Source organism: Kribbella sp. NPDC055110 (genome assembly GCF_053607525.1).
In genome coordinates, this window is the sequence record NZ_JBSGTS010000037.1 from 1 (window position 1) to 17,579 (window position 17,579).

General features: G+C 67.4%; 12 protein-coding genes. 7 read left to right on the forward strand and 5 right to left on the reverse strand.

Annotated features, from left to right (window positions below; all coding sequences use genetic code 11):
- Nucleotides 1-422: 422 nt before the first annotated feature.
- Together ACWF0M_RS34975 and ACWF0M_RS34980 are read right to left on the reverse strand one after the other, a co-directional pair.
- Nucleotides 423-3,278 carry a M36 family metallopeptidase gene (locus tag ACWF0M_RS34975; RefSeq protein ID WP_452240038.1) on the reverse strand — a complete coding sequence of 952 codons (2,856 nt, stop codon included), beginning with the start codon at nt 3,276-3,278 and terminating at the stop codon, nt 423-425.
- Between the two features lie 280 nt (nt 3,279-3,558).
- Nucleotides 3,559-4,770 (reverse strand): S53 family peptidase, encoded by a 1,212-nt coding sequence (locus ACWF0M_RS34980; protein ID WP_452240039.1) that lies wholly within the window; start codon nt 4,768-4,770, stop codon nt 3,559-3,561.
- A gap of 332 nt (nt 4,771-5,102) precedes the next feature.
- Here ACWF0M_RS34980 and ACWF0M_RS34985 point away from each other — a divergent pair, with 332 nt between their 5' ends.
- The 5 genes from ACWF0M_RS34985 to ACWF0M_RS35005 all read left to right on the forward strand — a co-directional run bounded on the left by ACWF0M_RS34985 (nt 5,103) and on the right by ACWF0M_RS35005 (nt 11,148).
- Nucleotides 5,103-6,398, forward strand: coding sequence for an extracellular solute-binding protein (locus tag ACWF0M_RS34985; RefSeq protein WP_452240040.1), 1,296 nt, complete (start codon nt 5,103-5,105; stop codon nt 6,396-6,398).
- A 62-nt stretch (nt 6,399-6,460) separates the two neighbouring features.
- On the forward strand, nt 6,461-7,261 hold the full coding sequence (locus ACWF0M_RS34990; RefSeq protein ID WP_452240041.1) for a carbohydrate ABC transporter permease: 801 nt from the start codon (nt 6,461-6,463) through the stop codon (nt 7,259-7,261).
- Complete coding sequence (locus tag ACWF0M_RS34995; protein ID WP_452240042.1) at nt 7,258-8,070, forward strand: carbohydrate ABC transporter permease; 813 nt, start codon at nt 7,258-7,260, stop codon at nt 8,068-8,070. Before ACWF0M_RS34990 ends, ACWF0M_RS34995 begins: the two co-directional genes overlap by 4 nt.
- Nucleotides 8,067-8,696, forward strand: coding sequence for a hypothetical protein (locus ACWF0M_RS35000; protein ID WP_452240043.1), 630 nt, complete (start codon nt 8,067-8,069; stop codon nt 8,694-8,696). The genes ACWF0M_RS34995 and ACWF0M_RS35000 overlap by 4 nt, the downstream gene beginning before the upstream one ends.
- Nucleotides 8,680-11,148, forward strand: a complete 2,469-nt coding sequence (locus tag ACWF0M_RS35005; RefSeq protein WP_452240044.1) for a GH116 family glycosyl-hydrolase — start codon at nt 8,680-8,682, stop codon at nt 11,146-11,148. The genes ACWF0M_RS35000 and ACWF0M_RS35005 overlap by 17 nt, the downstream gene beginning before the upstream one ends.
- Nucleotides 11,149-11,194: 46 nt before the next feature.
- Here the strand turns inward: ACWF0M_RS35005 and ACWF0M_RS35010 are convergent, their stop codons facing one another.
- Both ACWF0M_RS35010 and adh read right to left on the reverse strand, forming a co-directional pair.
- The gene (locus tag ACWF0M_RS35010; protein ID WP_452240045.1) at nt 11,195-11,572 is read right to left on the reverse strand and encodes a DUF779 domain-containing protein; all 378 of its coding nucleotides are present in this window, start codon (nt 11,570-11,572) and stop codon (nt 11,195-11,197) included.
- Complete coding sequence (gene adh, locus ACWF0M_RS35015; RefSeq protein ID WP_452240046.1) at nt 11,573-13,096, reverse strand: aldehyde dehydrogenase; 1,524 nt, start codon at nt 13,094-13,096, stop codon at nt 11,573-11,575.
- Between the two features lie 83 nt (nt 13,097-13,179).
- On the opposite strand from adh, the gene ACWF0M_RS35020 reads away from it, so the two are divergent.
- Nucleotides 13,180-14,631 (forward strand): GAF domain-containing protein, encoded by a 1,452-nt coding sequence (locus ACWF0M_RS35020; RefSeq protein ID WP_452240047.1) that lies wholly within the window; start codon nt 13,180-13,182, stop codon nt 14,629-14,631.
- Nucleotide 14,632: 1 nt separating this feature from the next.
- On the opposite strand, the gene ACWF0M_RS35025 is transcribed toward ACWF0M_RS35020, so the two are convergent.
- Complete coding sequence (locus ACWF0M_RS35025; RefSeq protein ID WP_452240048.1) at nt 14,633-15,160, reverse strand: hypothetical protein; 528 nt, start codon at nt 15,158-15,160, stop codon at nt 14,633-14,635.
- Nucleotides 15,161-15,348: 188 nt separating this feature from the next.
- Between ACWF0M_RS35025 and ACWF0M_RS35030 the strand changes: the two genes are divergently transcribed.
- Nucleotides 15,349-17,511 (forward strand): (Fe-S)-binding protein, encoded by a 2,163-nt coding sequence (locus tag ACWF0M_RS35030; protein ID WP_452240049.1) that lies wholly within the window; start codon nt 15,349-15,351, stop codon nt 17,509-17,511.
- Nucleotides 17,512-17,579 lie beyond the last annotated feature (68 nt).

Here is a 17,579-nt window from a genome sequence, read left to right on the forward strand (position 1 = left end):
CAGGCGCATGCGCCCGTCGGCGGTGCGCGGCGCGGGTGGCGCGCGGCGCGGGGGCGCTCGGTGGCACGGGGCGCGCGGACGCAGGTGGCGCATGCGCCCGTCGGCGGCGCGCGGCGCGGGTTGCGCAGGGCGCGGGTTGGCGCGCGGCGCGGGGGCACTGGCTGGCAGGGGCGCGGAGGCGGTGGGTGGCAGGGGGCGCGGGGCCTAGGTGGGCGCGTGCGCGTCGGTGGCGTGGGGCGCGGGCATGAGGTGGGGTGCGCGGAGGGGTGAGAGCGGCGCGGGTGAGAGCGCGCGGCGAGTGCGCGGGGTGCGGGGGCGGCGGCGAGCGCCCGGCGGGTGGGGCGCGGGTGGTGTGGGTGGCGGGGGTGGAATGCCGGAAGGCCGGGCGAGGGGGCTCGGCCGGCCTTCCGGGGGGTGCGGCGTTAGTTGGTGCCGAAGACCTGGAGTTCGGTCATGTCGGTGAAGCTGCAGCCGCTGGTGGTGCTGCCGGGGCAGGTGGTGGAGAAGTTCGGGACCTGCGGGCTGAGCATCCAGAAGCGTACGTACTGGACGCCGGTTGCGTTGCCGGTCGGGCTGAGTAGGTTGTACTTGCCCTGGTTGGCGGTGGTGAAGGTGCCTTCCTGGGCGGTTGCCCAGGTGGTGCCGTCGGCCGAGGTCTCGATCTTGTACTGGCCGGTCGAGGCCGTGCCCGAGTCACCGCAGGTGGCTGACGGGTCGACGTTGAAGGAGCTGATGTTGACCTTCGCGGGCAGTTTGATGTCGACGTGCTTCGGGATCATCGTGCCCGTCGGCGTGCCGTTGTCGTCGCCGGTGGTGCTGCCCCAGCCGGTGCCTTGGGCGTTGTCGATCGAACCGCCCGGGCCGCAACCGAAGTCGCTGTAGTCCGGACCGTTGAAGCCGGCGACGGATCCTCCGCCGGAGGCGGCGGCCCAGTTGCGGCGCGGTACGAAGTTGGCTTGAGCGCCGGCGGTGACCTTGACGGGCTGGACGAGCAGTTCGTAGCCCGGTGCGGAGACGACGACCTTCGGGTAGGTGCCTGGGGCAACGCCGGTGATCGTGTATTTGCCGGTCGCGTCGGTGGAGCCGGCGTAGTCGCCTGCGTAGCCGGAGGAGTGACCGCCGACGTACACGAGCGCGCCGGCCACCGGGGCGCCGGTGTCCTTGTCCTTCACGGTGCCGGTGAGTGCGGTGGTCGCGCCCGTCGGCGGTTTGTGGAAGTCCTGGGCCGGGTAGGCGTCTCCGCCGTCGACGACACCGGCGTACCAGCCCATGCCGCGGTTGGCGAACACGGTCCAGATGATGTCGGCGTTCTTGCCGCCGCTGGCGATCAGGTCGGCCTGGACGACGGCGTTGCGCATGTCGAGCATCGTCGGGTCGGACGGTGAGAGTTCCATCGCGCGGGTGATGATGCTCAGCGCGTAGCTGCGGCCGAAGCGCTCGCGCAGGTCCCACAGCGTCTGCGCCCACACCTCACCGGACGAGTGCACCTCGGGCCCGCGGGAACCGATGGTCGGGAAGTCGCCGTACGTGTAGCCGCCCTTGGCGCCGTTCGCCTTGACGCAGTTCGGGCTGACCGCCTTCACGCGGCAGTCGATCGCCTGGGTACGGAACAGGTCGCCGTGGGAGACGTACTTGCCCTCGAGGACCTCGCCCGGAGCGGTGGTGTCCTTCTCCAGACCGTGCGAGACGAGGTAGTCCATGGCGTAGAAGTCGCTCCACGCCTCGCCCATCGAGCCGGCCTGGATGCTGTTCAGCGTCGAGTTGCCGGTGGCGTCGACGACCAGGCGGTTCGACAGACCGTGCGTGTACTCGTGGTACAGGATGCTGGCGTCGTTGGCGCCGCTGGCCGGGACCCACGGCTCCTGCGCGTCGGACTTGCCCGGCGAGTGCCACAGGTACATCTGCATGGTCGGCGAGGTGCCGTCCGGCGGCGTCGACATGTTGGCGTTGTCGTCGTGGTTGGCGTCAGGCCCGCCGTTGGCACCGGTGGCCGCGCCGTCGAGGGCGTTCAGGTGCACCGGGTCGCCGCCCGCGGCGTCGAACGAGCCGGCCGCCGGGGTGAAGCTGATCGGCGCCTTCGCCAGCCAGTCGTGGAAGTTGCTGGCCAGGTAGAACGCGTTGGTGACGTCCTGGTTCAGGTTGGTCTTCCAGGAGTCCGGCTTCGCCGGGTCCCAGGTGCAGATGAACGAGGTCGAGCAGAACGACGACGCGTTCTGGAAGGTGGTCAGCTTGTACTCGGCGCCGGTCTTGGTGCCGGGCACCTTGACCGTCTCGCCGGCGTTCGGCTGGTTGTCGTCGTTGACGTCCGCGAAGGCCGCGACCGACGTACCCTCGAGCAGGGTCTTGGCGTTCTTCGGCAGCCACTTGTTGTAGATCAGGTTCTCGACCCGCTGGGTGCCGCCCTTGGCCGCGCCCGGGTAGTTGTCCTGGACGAGCGCGTCGCCGTTGCCCTCGCTGACGAGGTCCTTGCGGTACAGCGTGCCGCCGGTCTGGGCGTCGACGACGTGGCTGTAGATCTTGGTGCCACCGGAGTTGGTGTACGTCAGCCAGCCCTTGCGGAGCCCGTCGGCGGTGTGGAACCACACCTGCTTCGCGGTGTCGCCGTTGCTCCACTTGGTGTTCACGCCGGACGTGGTCGCGGTCGCGGACTGCGCCGTACCGCCGGCGTCCTTGACCGCGGCGCTGCGGGCGTCCGCTGCGGAGACCTTCGGCGCCGCGACGGCGGAGCGGCTCTGCGCGGCGGAGGCGAGGCCGGCGACCGGGGAGCCCATCACCGAGACCAGTTGGCCGTTCTTGGTGACGTTGGCCTTCAGACCGTTGCCGAACACCTCGACGCCGTCGACGACCTGCGACCAGAAGATGTGGTGGGTACCGAGGTCGTCGACGTAGTCCTTGCGCAGCTTCAGCGTGCCGAGGTCGGCGTCGGAGAGCTTGAAGATCTCCGGGTGGGCCTTCACGTAGCCGAGGGCAACGTCCGTGGCCTTCTTCGCGCTCTTGCCGGTGAGGAAGCCGTTCAGCTTGGTGACCTGGGCCGGGGTGCCGGTGTTCGGGTCGACCTCGACGACGCCCTGGGTACCGAGCGAGTCGCGGAACTTCTTCGCGGCGGCCGTCTCCTTGCCCTCGACCTTCGCGGCGCGGGCATAGGTGGTGCGTGCGTTCGGCGTACGGGCGTCGTAGTTGCCCTTGCGGTCCTTGCCGGCACTCTGTTCGGCCTGCGCGGGTTTCCTGCCCTCGGCACCGGCGTTCTGGGCAGCGTTCGCGCCACCGCCGGCCGTCATGGCCAGCACGGTGGCGGCCGCGGAGACGGCTGAGACTGCTAAGAGCCCCCGCCCTCTGCGTGATGTTGTCACAGCGAGATCTCCATCAAGTTCGTGTTCGCGGGTCGCCCTCCACGACCCGTCCCCGGGGGCCGACCTTAAGCCTGCGGACGGGTCCGGGGAAGAGAAATCGCCGGAATGTCGCGGAGTTGAGGGTTGTCCTTCGTGCTCGGAACAGTACCGCTAGTGACCGGCCAGTTGCACGTAGCCACCGGCCGATCACTAGCGGTGTCTCAAAAGGTCAGAAAGCTCCGGCGCCGTTCGGCGTACCGAGGCCGGTCGGACCGTCCCAACCGGTGCGGGCGTTGCACCACTGGGTTGTCGGGCAGGTGCCGTTGCTGCCGCTGGTCACGTCGAACAGCGAGCTCGGGTGGGCGTACGGCAACGCGTTCGCGTACCCGGCCGTGTTGCCGGACAGCGCGTAGACCGCTGCGATGATCGGCGCGGCCTCACTCGTACCGCCGAACTGCGCCCAGGTCGACGCCGACTTGCTCGTCGGGGAGTAGATCGCCATACCGCCCTTGGACGGGTCGGCCGCCGCGGACACATCGGCCATCGCACGCTTCGAGCAACCGGTGTCGAACGACGACGCAGCGCTCAGAGCCGTGTTGTACGTCGAACAGCCCGAGCCGGCGCCGTCCCAGACGCTCTCGCTCCACCCGCGACTGTTGCTCGCGGCAACCAACGACGTACCGCCGACGGCCGTCGTGTACGACGAGGACGCCGGGTAGCTGCCGCCCTGGTAGCCGTTGTCACCGGTGGACGCGGTGACCGCGATGCCCGGGTGGTTGTAGTAGCTGCCGTACGTCGCGTCGTCCGCGTCACCGCCGCCGTAGCTGTTGGAGATGGCGACGACGCCTGCCTGCTTGGACGCGGTCACGACCGCGGCGCCGAGGTCCGCGAAGCTCGCCGAGTTGGCCTGGACGACGACGATCTTCGCGTCCGGCGCGGCGGCCGACACCGCATCGACGTCGAGGGCCTGCTCACCGGCCCACCCGACGTTGAACCGCGGGAGCGACGTACCGCCGGTCTGGTTGATGACCTTCAGGCAGCCGTTGGCCGTCGTACACGCCGACAGGCCGAACTGCGAGCGGTAGACGCCGAGGTCGCGCTCCAGGTTCGGGTAGCCGTAGGCGTCGACGATCGCGACTGTGCGGCCACCTGCGCTGAGACCGTTCAGCTTGTAGGCGTCGCGCAGCCCGCTCGGGGTCAGACCGGTCGCCGGCGGTGCGGCGGCAGCCGGCGTCCGGCCGTCCGGGCTCACCAGTTTCACCGCGTTGCAGCTCGCGGTGTGCTTGGCCGTCGCGTCCGAGCAGACGCGGGCCGCGTGTTTGCCGGCGGTGTAGGGGGACGGTGCGGCGGTGGCGCCCGACGCGGTCAGTGCTTGGGCGGTCAGTCCTGCGACGGCCAATGCGCCGACACCCAGGGCGGACACGAGAATCCGTTGCCTCAACTGGACTCCTCGAGGTTGGGCAGGCCTCCGCGTGTGGGTCCCGTTGGGCCGGTGGGCGGAGGCCGGCTTGATTTGGGGGTGCTCGCATCGTGCGTCCGCCGGAGCACCGGATGCCAGCGATCGGACCGCTGACAAATGTCATGGGCGGACCCATGACAACCACCCCGGCTGGACCGGAATTTGCGCGTGATCACTGCGTCACCGAGGGTGCGTCGGCCGATGAAGGTTTCCCCCTGAGTTTCCTCGGGCCCGACCCTTGACACGGTTTCAGCACCCGGGACTATGCTGCCGGGATCTCTGAGAAATCGATTTCCCCGCCTGGAGGTTCCGTCATGGACCAAGCCCTGCTCAGTAGGCGACGTTTCCTCCAAGCCAGCGGCGGTACGGCGCTCGCCGCCTCGCTGGCTGCCTGCGGAGGCGGCAGCGGTGGCGGAGGCGCTTCGACGAAGGAGCTGTCGTTCGTCTACATGGGCACGGCCGAGCAGCAGGCGACCTGGAACAAGCTGTTCGCGAAGTTCACCGGGCAGCACCCGGAGATCAAGCTCAAGGCCGAGGGCATCCCGCTGTCGAACTGGGGCGACTTCTTCAACAAGCTCTCCACCCGGATCGCCGGCGGCCAGGTGCCGGACGTCATCCAGATCGCCACCGAGGGCCAGCGGCTGTTCGCGTCGAAGGGGCTGCTCGCGCCGCTCGACGACTACATCAAGAAGGACCAGTCGACGATCGACGAGTACTACGGTGACATGGACCCGAACCTGATCGAGTGGGACAAGAAGTACGCGTCCACCGACGGCAAGACGTACTACCTGCCGGGCGAGTTCAACACGATGTGCATGTGGTACTCGAAGGACCTGTTCGCGAAGGCCGGCGTACCCGAACCGACGGCGAAATGGACCTGGGACCAGTTCCGGTCCGCGTGTGAGCAGATCAAGGCGAAGACCGGCGCCTTCGGGTACGCCGCCGACTCGGCGTACTTCGCCGCGATCATGCCGTGGCTGCTCACCAACGGGACCAGCAGTTTCTCCGAGGACTGGTCGAAGCCGACGTACGACGACCCGCGCGTGCTCGAGGCCGCGGAATTCAACCGGAAGCTGGTCGCGGACAAGCTGTCGCCGCCGCCCGGCGGCACGTTCGACGCGTTCACCGCGGCCGCGCAGGGCAAGCTGGCGATGTTCGGCGGCGGCCGCTGGCCGATCATCAGCATCCGGAACCTGAAGGCGACGCAGAAGATGGGCATCGTGCCGTGGCCGACGAAGGTCGCGCAGGGCTCGCCGGTCGGCTGGAACGGGTACCCGATCCTGAAGGCGTCGAAGAAGAAGGACGACGCCTGGACGTTCATCAAGTTCCTGATCTCGAAGGAGGGCTCGTCGACGTTCGCCCAGCTCGGCGGCACCATCGTCCCGGCGCGGAAGTCGATCGCGAACAGCCAGTCGTTCCTCGAGGACGCACCGAAGGGCACGGAGTACCTGTACCAGGCGCTCAGCTACGCGACCCCGATCCCGTCGCCGGACAAGGGCGCCGCGGTCCAGAAGGCGATCGAGGACGGCTGGAAGCAGGTGCTGACCGGCAACGCCGCGCCGGCCGACGCGCTCGGCAAGGCCCAGACCACGCTGGAGGGGTTGGTCTGAAACCGCAGCGGAGGGACTGGCTCCCCGGCTACCTGTTCATCAGCCCAGCCGTCCTGCTCTTCGTGATCTTCGTCGCCGGCCCTTTGGTCGCCGCGTTCGCGCTCAGCCTGTTCCATTGGGATCTGCTGAGTACGCCGGAATTCGCCGGCCTGGACAACTTCAAGCAGCTCGTCACCGACGGCGCGACGATCCGCGCGGTGGTCAATACGTTCGTCTTCGCATTGGCGTCGGTGGTCACGCACATCGGAATCGGGATGCTGCTCGCGCTCGGCGTACACCGGACAATGACGCGCGGCACGAAGTACTTCGTCCGTACTGCGTACTTCTTCCCGTTCCTGGTGTCGTGGGCCGCGGTCGCGCTGATCTGGAAGTACGTGCTGGACCCCGCGTTCGGCATCGCGAACTACTACCTCTCGGCGACGACGAACTGGCTGGCCTCGCCGACGCTCGCGTTGCCGACGCTGATCGTGGTCGACTGGTGGCACACGATCGGGTACACGTTCATCATCCTGCTGGCCGGCCTGCAGACGGTGCCGGCGCAGCTGCTCGAGGCGGCGCGCGTGGACGGCGCGAACGCGTGGTGGCGGTTCTGGAGCGTGACGCTGCCGGTGATGTCGCCGACGATCTTCTTCGCGACGGTGATCACGTTCATCGGCGCGTTCCAGATCTTCGACCCGATGGTGATCATGACGCAGGGCGGCCCGGACGGCGCGACTCGCAGCATCGTGCAGTACACGTACGAAAAGGGTTTCCAGTCCTTCGAGGTCGGGTACGCCGCGGCGCTGTCGCTCGTCCTGTTCGTGGTGATCATGGTCGTCACCGGCCTCCAGTTCCGCCTCAGCCGACGTTGGGTGCACCAATGAAGGGCAAGCTGCTCGACCTCGTGCTGGTGCTCGGCGGGGTGGTGATGATCGCGCCGCTGGTGTGGCTGGTCGTGAACGCGTTGTCGGAGCCGATCGACGCGTTCCAGTTGCCGCCGCGATGGATCCCACGACCGCCGACGCTGCAGAACTTCCAGCAGGTGCCGGACCTGATCCCGTTCGCGCAGATGGCGTGGAACAGTCTGCAGATCGCGGTGCTGACGACGGCCGGCGCAGTGCTCACGAGCGCGCTCGCGGCGTACGCGTTCAACCGGCTGCGATTCCCCGGGCGAGACCAGATCTTCTCGGTACTGCTAGCAGCGCTGGTCGTGCCGGTGCAGTTGACCGTCGTACCGATCTTCATCATGATGCGCTGGCTGCATCTCGTGGACACGACGGTGGCGATCTGGTTGCCGGCGTTGGTGAACGTGTTCGGGATCTTCTTCCTGCGGCAGTACATCTCGTCGATCCCGCGGGAGCTGGACGAGGCGGCGATCATGGACGGCGCCGGGCATTTCTGGATCCTGTTCCGGGTGATCCTGCCGCTCGCGCGACCCGGGCTGACCGCGCTCGGGATCTTCGTCTTCGAGGCGTCCTGGAACAACTTCTTCTGGCCGTACATCTTCCTGTCGTCACCGGAGAAGATGACACTCCCGGTCGGCCTGGTGTCACTGCAGGGCGCCGTCGGCGGCGGTCCGACCGTCGTACTGTTCGCGGCAATAACCCTGGTGGTGCTGCCGATCCTCGTCCTGTTCCTGATCTTCCAGCGCTCCTTCATCGCCTCCATCGCGTCGACGGGTCTCCGCGCATGACCTATCTACCCGCCGCATTCCGAGCCCTCTGGTACGAGCTACCGCTCCTGGCCACCGCCGGAGTCCTCGTCTGCACAGCCTCCGCCGTTGTAGTACTACTCAGTCCGGGCGTGTCACCTGTCAGCGTCCTGCTGGCCGCATTCGCCATCGCCCCGGTCTGGGCAGCTGTCATCGCCACCACGGATGCAGTAGTTCAAGAAGACCGCGGCGGCGTCCCAGCACTGCTGAAGAACCTCCGGAAACACGCCCTGGCCGGGCTGGAGGTGGGTGTGGTTCCAGCAGTGGTGATCGCACTCGCACTACTCAACTGGCAGCTGTACGCCGGGCCGCTCTTCGCCCTCCCCCTCGTCGTGAGCGGCTGCGTGAGTGTGCTCCTACTACTCGCCTCCTGCTACGCCTTCAGCCTGCGAGTGACAGCAGGTCTCCGTGGCAAGACGCTCTGGGTCACAGCGCTCCATCTGGTCGCCCGTGCCCCGCTGGTACCGCTCGGCGTACTCGCCCTCGGCTTTGTAGCGGTGTACCTCGGGACCTCGGTTACTGCCTCACTACTCCTGCTAGCCCCCGGTCCGGTGGCGTTGTTCGCCTCAGCCGGTACATGGACGGAGAAACATGCACTACACCGGTGACAACCATCGCCACTTCGCTCTGCCGCTGGGAGGTCTCGGCACCGGCACGCTCGCACTGGCCGGCAACGGCGCGCTGCGGCAGTGGCAGCTGCACAACATCGGCAACCACGAAGGACATGTGCCAGACAGCTTCTTCGCACTACGCCTCTCCCGCGTCGAGCCGCCGCTAGACGAGATCCGCCTGCTGCAAGGTCCGCCGCTGGAACCCACCGACACCCCACTGGTCACCGATGACGTGGTGCCGGCCGGCGAGCGGAGACTGCACGACGTCATCCCACCGATCGGTACGACGGACGTCACCGCTACCTATCCCCGCGCACGCGTGGAGTACGAGACGGATCTGCCGATTGAGATCAGCCTCGACGTGTTCAACCCGCTGGTACCGTCCGACCCCGCGGCCAGCTCGCAGCCCGTCGTCGGCTTCACGTTCACACTGCACAACCCGGGCGACATCGCCGTCCACGGCAAACTCGCCGGCGCGCTGCAGAACTCGGTCGGCTGGGACGGCGTCACGCCAATCGACGGCGTGTCCTGCAGCCTGTACGGCGGCAACACGAACCGCACCCGCCGCGCCGACGGCTGGACCTCGCTCGTCCTCGAAAACACCACCCTGCCGGAAGATCACCCCGGTTCCGGGCAGCTGGTGCTGGCAACCGACTCCGACGCGTCGGCTCACCCGCAATGGACCCGCCCGGACGAATTCGTTGCCTTCCTCAACGGTCCCGTCCATCACGCGAGCAGTGCCAGCGCGCCAGGATCCACCTGGAACGGCGGCCTTGCAGTCCCGTTCAGCCTCCCACCAGGTGCGACCACGCAGGTACGGTTCCTGGTCGCGTGGCATTTCCCGAACCGATATGTCGACTTCAACCAGTTCGGACCGCACCCGTCGTACGGTCACAGCCGCTTCTGGCTCGGCAACGCGTACACCCGTCGTACGCCGGATGCGGTCGCCGCAGCCGACCACTTCATCGAGCACTGGTCCGAACTGGAAACACTCACCACCGCGTGGACAGAGGCGTTCGCGGAGAGCAGCCTGCCCGGCGAGGCCGGTGGACGGCTAGCAGCGCTAGCGGCCGACGTACGGAGTTCAACCGTCTTCCAGACCGCGGACGGCGACGTACTGGGGTTCGAAGGGGTTCTCGGCGCGTCCACCGCGATGTGGGGCGGCCGGTACGGCGGCTCGTGTCCGCTCAACTGCACGCACGTGTGGAACTACGAGCAGACGCTGTCGCGCCTCTTCCCGTCGCTGGAGCAGAACATGCGCGACACGGAGTACGACGTCATGCAGGCGCCGGAGGGGTACATCCCGCACCGGGTGCGCGCACCGCTCTACGTAAAGCAGCTGTGGGACGTGGTGATCGGCGGACCGGAAGAGCCCGCACTGGACGGGATGCTCGGCAGTGTGTTGAAGACGTACCGTGAGGTGCGCCAGGGCGCCGGTCTGGACTGGCTGGGGCGACGCTGGCCTCAGGTGGTCCGGCTGCTCGACCACATCCACAGCAAGTGGCTGCGGGACGGCGTACTGCGTGGCATCCAGCCCAGCACCCACGACATCGACCTGTGTGGCGTCAACTCGTTCATGGGCACGCTGTGGCTCGCTGCGCTGCGTGCGGCCGAGGAGATGGCGCTACTGCTCGGTGAGGACGCCAAGGAGTACCGGAGCCTGTTCGACACGGGCAGCACGGCGTACGACGAACTGCTGTTCACAGGCGAGTACTACCGGCAGGTCCTAGACCCGGACGAGACCCGTGACTTCCAGTGGGGTGACGGCTGCCTGGCGGACCAGCTGATCGGGCAGTGGTGGGCGCACCAGCTGGACCTCGGGTACGTGCTTCCCGAAGACCACGTGCGTACGGCGCTGCGCAACGTCGTACGGCACAACCTGCGGACCGGTTTCCGCGACTTCGACCACCCGTACCGCGTCTTCGCCGACGGCGACGACACCGGACTACTCATGTGCACCTGGCCGCACGGCGGACGCCCCGACATCCCCACCCGGTACTGCGACGAGGTCTGGACCGGCTCCGAGTACCAGGTCGCCGCCCACTGCCTGTACGAAGGCCTCACCGACGAGGGCATGTCCATCCTGCAAGGCCTCTGGACGAGGTACGACGGAACCCGCCGCAACCCGTTCAACCCGATCGAATGCGGCGACCACTACATCCGCAACGCCGCCGGCTGGTCCGTCCTGGAAGCCCTCACCGGCTACCGCCACAACGCCCTCACCAAGACAATCACCCTCGCACCCCTCCCCCTGGCCCGCGCGGACGACACCTGGAGCACCCCCTTCGTCACCAACACCGGCTGGGCCACCGCCACCTACACCGCAACCACCCTCACCATCACCTGCCAAGCCGGCCACCTAGACCTCCGGACCGTCCACGTCGACGGCACGGCGTACTCCGTCGACACCACGGTTCACCCCGGACAGCCCCTGGTCATCCGGACATAGAAGAGTGCCGGCCGCCCGGCAACGCCACCGGACGGACGGCACTCGATCAGAGGAGTCCTAGTTCGGCGGACTCTTGGTCGGTGAAGAGGCGGGAGCGGATCAGGAAGCGGATGCCTTCGGGGGCCTCCACCGAGAAGCCGCTGCCTCGGCCTTTCACCACGTCGACGGTGAGTTGGGTGTGTTTCCAGTACTCGTACTGGTTCGCGGACATCCAGAAGCCGATCGGATCGTCTACCCCGTCGACGACCAGATCACCGAGCTGCACGTCCGCCGACCCCGTTCTGAATTCCCCGTCCGGGTAGCACATCGGCGAACTGCCGTCGCAGCAGCCACCGGACTGGTGGAACATCAGCGGACCGTGCATCCCGGTCAGGCGGCGCAACCACTGCGCCGCCTCGTCGGTGAGCAACACCTTCTCGACCACTCAGAAGAACCCGAGCTTCGAAGGGCTGTAGCTGACCAGCAGGTTCTTGGTCTGCTGGTAGTGGTCGAGCATCATCTTGTGGTTCTCCCGGCCGATGCCGGAGTTCTTGTACCCGCCGAACGCCGCGTGCGCCGGGTACGCGTGGTAGTTGTTCGTCCACACCCGCCCGGCCTGGATCTCCCGGCCGGCCCGGTACGCCGTGTTGATGTCGCGCGACCAGACGCCCGCCCCGAGTCCGTACAGCGTGTCGTTGGCGATCTTCATCGCGTCGGCGTAGTCGTCGAACTTGGTCACCGAGACGACCGGCCCGAAGATCTCCTCCTGGAAGATCCGCATCTTGTTGTCGCCCTCGAAGATCGTCGGCTGGATGTAGTACCCGCCGGAGAGGTCCCCGTCGAGCTCGGCGCGCGCTCCGCCGGTGACCACCCGGGCGCCTTCCTCCTTGCCGATCGCGATGTAGGCGAGGATCTTCTCGTATTGGTCGTTGCTGGCCTGCGCGCCCATCATCGTGTCGGTGTCGAGCGGGTTGCCGAGCCTGATCGCCTGCGTCCGGCCGACCGCGTCGCCCAGGAACGAGTCGTAGATGGACGACTGGATCAGCGCCCGCGACGGGCAGGTGCAGACCTCGCCCTGGTTGAGGGCGAACATCGTGAAGCCCTCGAGTGCCTTGTCGTAGAAGTCGTCCTTGGACGACGCGACGTCGGCGAAGAACACGTTCGGGCTCTTGCCGCCGAGCTCGAGGGTCACCGGGATGATGTTCTCGGACGCGTACTGCATGATCAGCCGGCCGGTCGTGGTCTCACCAGTGAACGCGACCTTGGCGACTCTGTTGCTCGAGGCAAGCGGTTTACCGGCCTCGACGCCGAACCCGTTGACGACGTTCAGCACCCCGCGCGGCAGCAGGTCGTGGATCAGTTCGAGCAGCACGTGGATCGAGGCCGGGGTCTGCTCGGCCGGCTTGAGTACGACGGCGTTGCCGGCCGCCAGCGCGGGCGCCAGTTTCCAGACCGCCATCAGGATCGGGAAGTTCCACGGGATGATCTGCGCGACCACGCCGAGCGGCTCGTGGAAGTGGTACGCGATGGTGTCGTCGTCGATCACCGACACCGAGCCCTCCTGGGCCCGCAGCGCGCCGGCGAAGTACCGGAAGTGGTCGACCGCCAGCGGCAGGTCGGCGGCCAGCGTCTCGCGGACGGCCTTGCCGTTGTCCCAGGTCTCGGCGACCGCGAGCAGTTCGAGGTTGGCCTCGATCCGGTCGGCGATCTTGTTCAGGATGTTCGCCCGCTCGGCCGGCGACGTCCGTCCCCAGCCCGGCGCGGCACCGTGGGCGGCGTCGAGGGCGCGCTCGACGTCGTCCGCCGTACCGCGAGCGATCTCGGTAAAGGTCTCACCGGTGACGGGAGTGGGGTTCTCGAAGTACCCACCCTTCACGGGCGGCACCCATTCGCCGCCGATGTAGTGGTCGTAGCGCGACTTGAACGTGACCGGGCTGCCGTCCTGCCCGGGAGCTGCGAAGATCGTCATAGGTCCTCCTTCGGATACCCGACGTTGGACCGAAGGTAGGAGAATGGACGTTGCACCGACGTTGCAGCGTGGAGTGAGGCCGCATGGACGCACCGGATCAGGCCCGCCGGTTGAGTGAGTTGTACGACGAGGTGCTCAGCGGAGGCCGGGCCGCGGGCGACCCACGTCCACTGGTCGCAGCCTCCTGGGAGCGCTCTCTCGCGGCCGCGGTGGATCCCGAGCTGGACGCGCCTCCGGTGATCGTCGACCCGGACGTGGTCGCGGCGCTCCGCGAGAACCACCCGCTGCGCGCCGTCCTCCCGGTGCTCCGGCAGACGCTGACCACGATCGCCGACGAGGCGTCGCACATCATGATCATCACCGACGCCCAGGGGACGATCCTGTGGCGCGAGGGTTCGTCCGAGGTCAAACGCCAGGCCGACCGGATCGCGTTGTCCGAGGGTGCGGTGTGGTCGGAGGAGCACATCGGCACGAACGGCATGGGTACGTCGCTCGCGGTCGGCCAACCCGTGCAGATCCACTCGGCCGAGCACCTGGTACGCCGGATCCACGAGTGGACCTGTGCTGCCGCGCCGGTGCACGATCCCGACACCGGCAAGCTGCTCGGGGCGGTCGACGTCTCCGGACCGCTGCGCACGGTCCACCCCGCGATGGTCGCCCTGGTGACCGCGGCGGCTCAGCTCGCCGAGGGACAGTTGAAGGTCCGGATGGCCGCCGCCGACGAGATGCTGCGCGCCCGCAACATGCGCCACCTGATGGCGCTCGGCGATGCGCCCGGAGCCTTGCTGACCCCGACCGGCCGCGTGCTCGCAGTCCAGCCGCTCGAATGGCTGCCCAACCGTCTCGTCGTACCGGACGGCGCCGATCGCATCGATCTCGGCGACGGGCGGGAAGGACTGGTGGAGCGACTGGACGAGGGCTTCCTGCTCCGCATGCCCGGTACGCCGGTACGCCGTACGCGCCCGTCGTTGCGGTTGAAGCTGCTCGGCTCGGGGCAGCCGACCGCGATCGTCGGCGGCCGCGAGATCGCGCTGACGTTGCGGCGCGCCGAAGTACTCGCACTGTTGTTACTGCAGCCGACCGGACTCACGGCCGAGCAGCTGATGCTCCAGCTGTACGGCGACGAGGGCAACCCGACCACGGTCCGCGCCGAGATGCACCGCCTGCGGAACCTCCTCGGCGGCGGAGTCCTCGACACCAAGCCGTACCGCATCATCGCGGACGTCACCGGCGACGTGACCGAAGTACAGGCAGCCCTCCGCAGCGGCGACCTGCCGAAAGCCCTCGAGCTGTACGTCGGCCCGCTGCTCGCACGCTCCGACGCCCCCGCACTGCGCTCCGAACGCGACGAACTCGACGCAACCCTCCGCCGCGCGGTCCTCGACGCACGCAACGCCGACCTGCTGTGGCAGTTCGCCCAGACCACCACCGGCGCCGAGGACCTGGAAATCTTCGAGACCCTCGCCGCCGGCCTACCGACGGACGACCCCCGACGGGCCGCCGTCGCCGCCCGCCTCATCCGGCTCGTCGACTGACTTACTCGCGGCCGACCAGGATCCACAGGTAGTCGCGGTTCTTGGTCGGGAACGTGGCGGTCTTGTTGCTGACTTCCTTGGTCTTCTTGCAGTCGCTGGTGGTGTACTTCCAGCGCACGACCTGGACCCGCCAGGACTGCTTGAGCTGGTGCAGGCGGCGTACCTTGCCGGCCGGAACCTCGGCGGTGTACGACCAGGCCTCGGTGACCGAATGAGACTTGCCGACCGTCTTGGAGTACTTGTTCTGGATCTCGGCGATCACCAACGGGATGCTGACACCGAGGTCACCGGACCAGGACGAGTTCGACTCCGAGGTCGCGGTCTGCGTGTAGCTGACCCGGCCGGGACCCTCGAGCCAGTCGCTGTACAGATTGGTGCCGACGTACACCTCGTGCCCGCCGCGGGTGTACCAGTAGACGGGGTTCGTGTCGCATTTCTTGGCCGCGGTCGGCGCCGCGTTCGCCGCGGCCGGCACCACCAGACCGGTCGCGATCAGTGCCCCAGCAGCGATTCCTCGACGAAGACGCATGGTTCTCTCCCACCGAAACCGATTGACAGGTACTGCGGTTGCAGTGGTTAGAAACTTACTGATTGGTCCAGTGCCGAGCAAGGAACCTTCTGTAACGCTGTGTGTCGATTTGGTGACAGCCGAATTGGCGGCGTGACGAGCCCTACACAGACATGACTGACGGGTAACCGACCAATAACATCGCTGGTATGCAGATCCTCGCCATCGTCGTCTCGCTCGCGGTGACGCTCGTCGCCGTCGCGCTGTTCGGCAAGACGATCGGGCACATCGTGTCCGTGATCAAGCTCGGGCAGCCGGTCGCACGCACCGACGACCCGGGCAAGCGGACCGTCACCCTGGTCAAGGAAACCCTCGGCCACACCCGGATGCTGCAGTGGAGCCACATCGGGGTGATGCACTGGTTCGTCGCCTTCGGGTTCATCGGGCTGTTCCTCAGCCTGGTGACCGCGTTCGGCCAGCTCTTCGACCCGCACTGGGCGCTACCGATCATCGGGCACTGGTTCGTGTTCGAGTGGGTCAGCGAGGCGCTGAGCTGGACCGGGCTGGTGTCGATCCTCGGGCTGATGGCGGTCCGGCTGCGCAATCTGCCTCGTCGATCGGGAGGCGCGGAGGGCCGGTACAGCCGGTTCTACGGGTCGACCTCATGGCAGGCGTACTACGTCGAGTACACGATTCTCGGCGTACTGATCTGCATCCTGTTGCTCCGCGGTCTCGAGTACCAGCTGGGTGACCAGGACAAGTTCCACTTCCCGATGACGTTCTTCCTGGGCAGCGGCCTCTTCGGCGGGCTGAGCGAGCACGGCCTGGAGAACGCGGTCTACCTGGTCGCGATGGTCAAGATCCTGATCTCGTTCGCGTGGATGATCACGATCTCGCTGAACGCGACGATGGGCGTCGCCTGGCACCGGTTCACCGCCTGGCCGAACATCTGGTTCAAGCGCAAGGCCGACGGCGGTACGGCGCTCGGCGCGCTGCAGCCGATCATGGTCAACGGTGCCCCGATCGACTTCGAGAACATCGACGAGCTCGACGAGGACGCGGCGCTCGGGGTCGGCAAGGTCGAGGACTTCACCTGGAAGGGCCTGCTCGACTTCACCACCTGCACCGAGTGTGGGCGGTGCCAGTCGCAGTGCCCGGCATGGAACACCGACAAACCCTTGTCGCCGAAGCTGATCATGATGGGACTGCGCGAGCACGCGTACGCCAAGGCGCCGTACCTGCTGGCCGCCGATGACGACGCCCGCAAGTCGCTGCCGGAACTGGTCCTCGCCGAGCAGGAGAAGCCGTTGGTCGGTCCCGCGGACGTCGCGGTGATCGACGAGGAGGCGCTGTGGGCGTGTACGTCGTGCGGCGCATGCGTGCAGCAGTGCCCGGTCGACATCGAGCACGTCGACGCGATCATGGACATGCGCCGGTACCAGGTACTGATCGAGTCGTCGTTCCCGTCCGAGCTCAACGGGCTGTTCAAGGGCCTGGAGAACAAGGGCAACCCGTGGAACATGAACCCGTCCGGGCGGATGGACTGGGCCAAGGACCTGCCGTTCGAGGTCAAGCAGGTCGGTTCGGACGTCGAGACGCTGGACGAGGTCGAGTACCTGTTCTGGGTCGGCTGCGCCGGCGCCTACGAGGACCGCGCGAAGAAGACCACGCAGGCGGTGGCCGAGCTGCTGAACATCGCGGGCGTTTCGTTCGCCGTTCTGGGCGATGGTGAAACCTGTACGGGCGACCCGGCGCGGCGGTCCGGTAACGAGTTCGTGTTCCAGCAGCTGGCGATGCAGAACGCCGAGGTGTTCAAGGAGACTGGCGCGAAGAAGGTCGTCTCGACCTGCGCGCACTGTTTCAACACGTTGAAGAACGAGTACAGCCAGCTGGGCGTCGAGCTCGACGTCATCCACCACACGCAGCTGCTGAACCGGCTGGTCCGCGACGGCAAGCTGACCCCGGTCGCGCCGGCCGACAGCTCGCTCAACGGCCAGAAGATCACGTACCACGACCCGTGCTACCTGGGTCGCCACAACCAGGTGTACGACGCCCCGCGCGAACTGCTCGACATCATCCCGGGCGCCGAGTACGCCGAGATGCCGCGGAACCAGACGAAGTCGTTCTGCTGCGGCGCCGGCGGCGCGCGGATGTGGATGGAAGAGAAGCTCGGCACCCGCATCAACCTGAACCGCACCACCGAGGCGGTCGAGACCGGCGCCGACAAGATCGCCACCGGCTGCCCGTTCTGCCGGGTGATGCTGTCCGACGGCCTCACCGCCAAGCAGGCCGACGGCTCGGCCCGCGAGTCGGTCGAGGTCCAGGACGTCGCCCAGCTCCTGCTCGCTTCTGTAAAGCGCAGCGAAAGCTGACCTGCAACTAGCTGCAAATCTCTTCCTCCCCGGGTGGTCCAGACCATAAGATCCACCGTCTGAATCAT